8 protein-coding genes are annotated in these 5,147 nt (G+C 50.6%); all 8 read right to left on the bottom strand.

Features of this window, described 5'->3' with window-relative positions; translation table 11 throughout:
• Nucleotides 1-443 (bottom strand): NUMOD3 domain-containing DNA-binding protein (locus K309_RS42260; RefSeq protein ID WP_198030912.1); only part of this gene is annotated, 443 nt, incomplete at its 3' end.
• A gap of 2 nt (nucleotides 444-445) precedes the next feature.
• Nucleotides 446-769: a CCDC90 family protein gene (locus K309_RS42265; protein ID WP_156914541.1), complete on the bottom strand. Its 324-nt coding sequence runs from the start codon at nucleotides 767-769 to the stop codon at nucleotides 446-448.
• Nucleotides 770-771: 2 nt separating this feature from the next.
• Nucleotides 772-1,104 carry a hypothetical protein gene (locus K309_RS42270; RefSeq protein ID WP_156914542.1) on the bottom strand — a complete coding sequence of 111 codons (333 nt, stop codon included), beginning with the start codon at nucleotides 1,102-1,104 and terminating at the stop codon, nucleotides 772-774.
• Nucleotides 1,105-1,189: 85 nt separating this feature from the next.
• The gene (locus tag K309_RS0133780; RefSeq protein ID WP_029050331.1) at nucleotides 1,190-1,732 is read right to left on the bottom strand and encodes a hypothetical protein; all 543 of its coding nucleotides are present in this window, start codon (nucleotides 1,730-1,732) and stop codon (nucleotides 1,190-1,192) included.
• A gap of 104 nt (nucleotides 1,733-1,836) precedes the next feature.
• A complete protein-coding gene (locus K309_RS43865; RefSeq protein ID WP_255360147.1) occupies nucleotides 1,837-1,962 on the bottom strand; it encodes a hypothetical protein in 126 nt (41 codons plus the stop codon).
• Nucleotides 1,962-4,238: a tape measure protein gene (locus K309_RS0133790; protein WP_029050332.1), complete on the bottom strand. Its 2,277-nt coding sequence runs from the start codon at nucleotides 4,236-4,238 to the stop codon at nucleotides 1,962-1,964. Before K309_RS0133790 ends, K309_RS43865 begins: the two co-directional genes overlap by 1 nt.
• 10 nt (nucleotides 4,239-4,248) lie before the next feature.
• Nucleotides 4,249-5,004 (bottom strand): hypothetical protein, encoded by a 756-nt coding sequence (locus K309_RS0133795; RefSeq protein ID WP_029050333.1) that lies wholly within the window; start codon nucleotides 5,002-5,004, stop codon nucleotides 4,249-4,251.
• The coding region (locus tag K309_RS43580) for a hypothetical protein (protein ID WP_232232630.1) at nucleotides 4,967-5,147 on the bottom strand (181 nt) is incomplete at its 5' end. The genes K309_RS0133795 and K309_RS43580, both read right to left, overlap by 38 nt.

A 5,147-nucleotide genomic window follows, 5' to 3' on the forward strand; every position in this document is an offset into this window, starting at 1 on the left:
TTTTCTCCAGTCCGACCAAACATCGGATTCTTCTCTCCAGTAAGACGAGGCATAAGATGTCCTTTGCCAAACATAGGATGTTTCTCTCCAGTCCTACCAAACATGGGATTCCCTTCACCTTGTATGGCTTTCCGGGCTTCTTTCCTTCCGATAGCAATCCGTTCCAGCTCTCGCCGAGAATAATGATGTCCTCGCTTCTTGTGGCCACCAAATATACGTTTGACGGCGATCCATTGCGAACCACCATGCACGCGACCAAGAAGGATATGCGCACGGATGTGGTCAATCAGGGTCAGGCAAATAAGGTTCTCCGGCTCATTCCCACCGCCAAGGCTGCGAGGCAGGATGTGATGGCGGTCATAGAAGTCACCGCTTGCCAGCAGTGCCTTTTCCTTCAAGCGGCGGTCCGCGATGAAGGCGTCATAGATTTTTTGTCTGTTCATCTTTACTTCTTTACGATAAGCGGCAATACACCAAGAATGGCGGCCCAGTTGCTGATCATCAAGATGATGAGCCACATGATAAATCTTGAGTAGTGGTTCCCCATTTCGATCTTAAGCCCGTCAGAGCTCTCTTTTATTTCATGACGGACGTTAGAAAGCCCTTTCTCCATATCCTTCCTTACATCCGAAATCTCGTGCCTGACATTGGCAAATTCTTGGGACATCTCATGCCTGACGTTGGAAAACTCTTGGCGCATCTCATGTCTGGCATCGGCAAATTCCTGCTTCATTTCATAGCGCAATGCCAGTGGGTCTTGTGTGTCCATGATCAATCCTGCAAGGCAGTTACCACGCCATTAGTCAGATAAATATACTTCCGCGAACTGGCGTATCTTCCGTAATGACCATACACCCATTGCTCTGAAGTTCCATATTTGGTGATGGTCCGATTAATGTCATTGGGTACGCCCCATGCGCAGCGGACAGCAAAAGCGCTCATGCCGATGAAGATATGACGCTTGTCAATTGCTTCCCACTCTTGCTCAGTCAAGACTTTCCTTTCTTCAAGGACTGCCCGGACCCTTTGTGGGCTGTACTTGTAGGCGTAGGCATTGCATAAAACAGGTGAAGACATAGACTTCAGTTCTTCATCACTAGACATGCTGACTCGTGCAGGCGATCCAGCACAACCTGACAGCAAGGAGGCAGCACAAATGGCTGCGAGTGTGAATAGTTTGATCGCCATGTTAAACCCCCGGCTTGGACCACAATGCTTCTAGCTTGAGGGGCTTGAACTCCTTCATCCACCAGAGCGCTTCGTCTTCGTTGACATCCTTGACCTTGCAATCCAAATGCCTGGCATATTGCCTCTTGACGGCATATCTCTGGGTCCGATTCAGCTTCTTGACAGGCTTTTCTGTATAAGGTGTCTCGATCAGGTCATAGCCTTCCTTCTCCAGGCGACCCATCAACTCTCTTGCAAGCTTGTCTGCATCGGCTGACTCGAAGAAGAGCCGGATGATCCCTTGCTCTAGCGCGATCTTGGTATGCCTTGGATCGTTCCTCCACAGGTTCCTGATGACGCCCTGGTTTCCGGTCCCGATATAGATAGGCCCGCGCTCGGGTTCCGTCAGGACATAGTCCACGTGGATGTAGCTGGCTTTGTCTTCAGAGAAGGTTCCAACCAGAAGCCGTTTGTCAGATTTGCGCTTGTCCTTGTTCTTCACCTGTGCCGTCTCTAATGCCAGCGCAGTGAGCTTCCAAGTGTTCTTCAAGATGTCAATGTTCATGATCCTTTTCCTTAATTGCCCGGGGATTGGGCATGAAAAGAATCCTAGATCAACACGGTGTCCTTCTGCCTGTATTTTACAGAGACAAGGAAAAGGCCATTACATCAACGCAGTATCAAGAGAATGGCGATGGCGACTATGACAAACGCAAGCGCCATTAGATACTTACCAGCAATCGCCCACAAAAGAGCCGCCACCACACATACGAATATGGCGGTGGCCTTGACCATCAGAATCCGCGTCTCTGGACGCCGTAGTTATTCTTCATCATGCGATCGTACCCACCTGAGCGCATCTCCTTACGGACCGCTTCGTTAACCATGACGGCTACATCAACGCTTCCATTCTCGTTCTGCTTGGACTGAACTGTGACCTCTGACGGAGTGTTGTTGTAAACATTCACATTGACTGGCGAGGCAGTTACGCCAAGGTCTCCGCTTGCCGTGCGAGTTAACGGCACCACGGCTTCCGGTCCGCTTTCCGCCATGAGGCCAACACCAAATGTTGCGCCTCGACTAAAAGCCTTGAACTGGTTCTCCATCAGAGGAAAAATAGTGGGCGTGGTATAGACCCCATGGGCCAAACCAGTTGACTTTGAAAAGGCACCACCCTTACTAAAGAAGCCCCCAATAACACTACCAATTGCCCCAGTTGGACTAAAGGCTCCCTTGAGGGCTTCGGCAAGTGGAACCATGATCTGCATTTGCACAATAAGCTTTGCCAAATCCTTGAGGAACGACTCAACAAAGTCAGAAAAAGAGACTTTTGCCTCTCCAATACTGTCAATCAGAGTGTTAAAGGAAGTGGCGACAGACGCAGTAATCTGGGTCGAGATTTTCTCCAACTTCTTGGCTGTAGTATCGATATTATCGTTGGTGTCCTTCAAGTACGGATTGACCTTCTGCAAGGACTCCAGCAAGGCATCAAACGTATTCCTGTCAATCTTGCCAGCAGCGAGCGCGATGCTCAGGTCGCTGACCGTCTTCACATAATCCTCGAGTTTCTTTTGGTCGTCGAGCACGTCCTTCATCGCCTGGTCTAGCAAGGTCCAGGTGCCAGATGCCTTCTTCAATTCCTCGGTTTTCTTGGTTACCTCTTCGATGCTGAAGCCGAATTTCGTCAAGTCGATATTGGCCATTTCCTCCAGTTGCTCTAGCGCCAGGTTCTTCGCTCCGGCCTTCTTCTCCATGTCATCCATCAACTTCAGGAATGGAGTGAGTTCTTCTTTTAACTCCTTCACTTCCTTGGCGGTCTTCTTGCACGCGTTGCCTAAGTCCTTGATCGGGTCCTTTAACTTTGGAGTTGCCCGCTCGGCATTGTTGATGATGTCGAACACATCCTTGATGGGTTCAACTCCGATCTTGTAATTGTTGACGGCAGCCTTGAAGTTTTCCAAGTCTCCTTTGATGGCTTCTTCTGCCTTGTCGAAGAACTCACCAACATTAGTAAAGTCAAGGTTGGCCAGCTTGATCGCAGTGAGGTATGCAGCATTGAACCATGCTGCAACGCCTTTGACACCCAATACGACCCCTTGGACAATCAGATCTATCAGCTTCAGGGTTTCCCTTACACCAACAAGGAAATCATTCAACAATGAAGCCTGGCCTTTCGACTTTTCTAGATGATCAGACATGCTCTTGATCAGTCCAGTCACCGAATTGATGATATTGCTGATACTCTTTGATAACCCTAGCGTGTCATCGAGTATCTTGTTGAACCTAGTAACCTCTGTGTTCATCTTATTCACGGAGGTTTCGAAGGTCTCAGGCAATTCGGCAAACTTCTTGTTCACATCCTCGGCGGCCTTGAGCAAGGAATTCACCAAGACATCTGATGTGATCTTGCCTTCAGCGCCTAAGGCTTTCAGCTCCCCGACGCTTGTGTTCATTTCCTTGGCGAGAGTCTGCGCCAGGAGCGGCATCGTCTCCAAGATGCTCTTCAGTTCATCTCCTTGAAGTTTGCCTGAGGCTAGCGCTTGCGAGAATTGGGTGAGCGCACCAGTGACTGCCTGCATATTACTGCCACCCAGGCGGCCAATCTTGATGAAAGTTTCCGCCACCGTCTGGATCTGCTGGTTAGTGCTGCCTAGCTCCTTCATGCCGATAGCCAGCTTTTGCACGGCAGTGGCGGTGTCATCGAATCCAGTCCCGGTCTTCTGTGCAATCTCGAAAGTCCGAGTCAGCATGTCCTGGCTTGCCAACCCTAGCGCCTTGAAGCTGCCTGTGAGCGTATTGATCTTGTCCGAAGTCTCGATGATTGCTCGACCAAAGCTAAGGAGAGCCGAGCCCGTCAGGTAGGCGCCAAACAGCGTACCTGCCGACTTGGCCAGGCTACTGAAGCCGCTACCTAGCGAGTCCAATTTCTTGTTAGTCTCGTTCGTGCTTTTGCCTACGTTCGATAGCTCGTCCTGGGTCTTCTTCAGACTTGAATTCAGTCGGTCCAGCTCCTTTACACTCTCTGAACTCTGGACGAGCAGTTTGTAGACTCTTTCGATGTTCTCTGCCACGATGTTCTCCTTATATCAGGCTCCTGTAGCGGCGTGCCCGCTTCGCCCTGATAGTGATATAGCCAGTTCCTGTTGTCGATTTCTCCCCTGGGACCATGAAGTCTCGGGTCCTTGAAGCGTAAACAGTGAAGTCCCTCAGTGCGGCAGTGCGCTTGGCCTTTTGCGCTGCGTAGCCAAGAATGCCCATGTTGATCGATTGCTTCTTGGCTCGTCGTTTCACTTTGCCAGTGTCAGCTATGACGTTGCTGACGATGGTGGCGTAGGGCAACTTGGGCTTTAGCATCAGATAGTCCCGGTAGCCAAAGGACTGAATCTCATCTGCGCTTTGAATTACCCTGGACCTGCCACCTTGCACCAGTGTCCATTCCCACGAGCCGCGTATATCCTTCAGGCGTCCGGTCTTGGCAGTGGTGCTCTTGTTGATAGCCGAGAGAAGCGCGCTCTCCACCGTGGTCATTGCGACCTGGGCCAGCTTGACACCGAAGTAAATCTCGATCTTCTTGTTGACTTGCTTGATGTTCTTGTTCTCGCGGCCGTCAACGATCACTCGCTGCGGAGGATTACCAATGGCGGTTTGTTCCTGGGATTCATGCACCGCGATGCCGATCATCATTGCCCGGATGTCAGATTGAGTCTGCTTGGCAATGTCCAGTCTGATGTCGATCCGTTGGCTTGTACCTAGTTTGGTTGTCTTGGACTTCTCGATGACGGTTGGAAGGGGTATAGGATCAACCATGATCGCGCTCCATTGCCAAAAGCTCTTCATGGGGGATCTTGATCAGCTTTCTTGTATCCCCTGTGGCTGCCGAGCTAAAGTCGAAACTGGTGTACAGGCGGGGAATTTGAGGCGCGGAGTAGAGGGCGGTGGAGCTTTCCGCTGAGAATCTGATTGTCGAGATCGGAAACCAG

Source organism: Cupriavidus phytohabitans (assembly GCF_000426345.1).
GTDB lineage: Bacteria > Pseudomonadota > Gammaproteobacteria > Burkholderiales > Burkholderiaceae > Cupriavidus.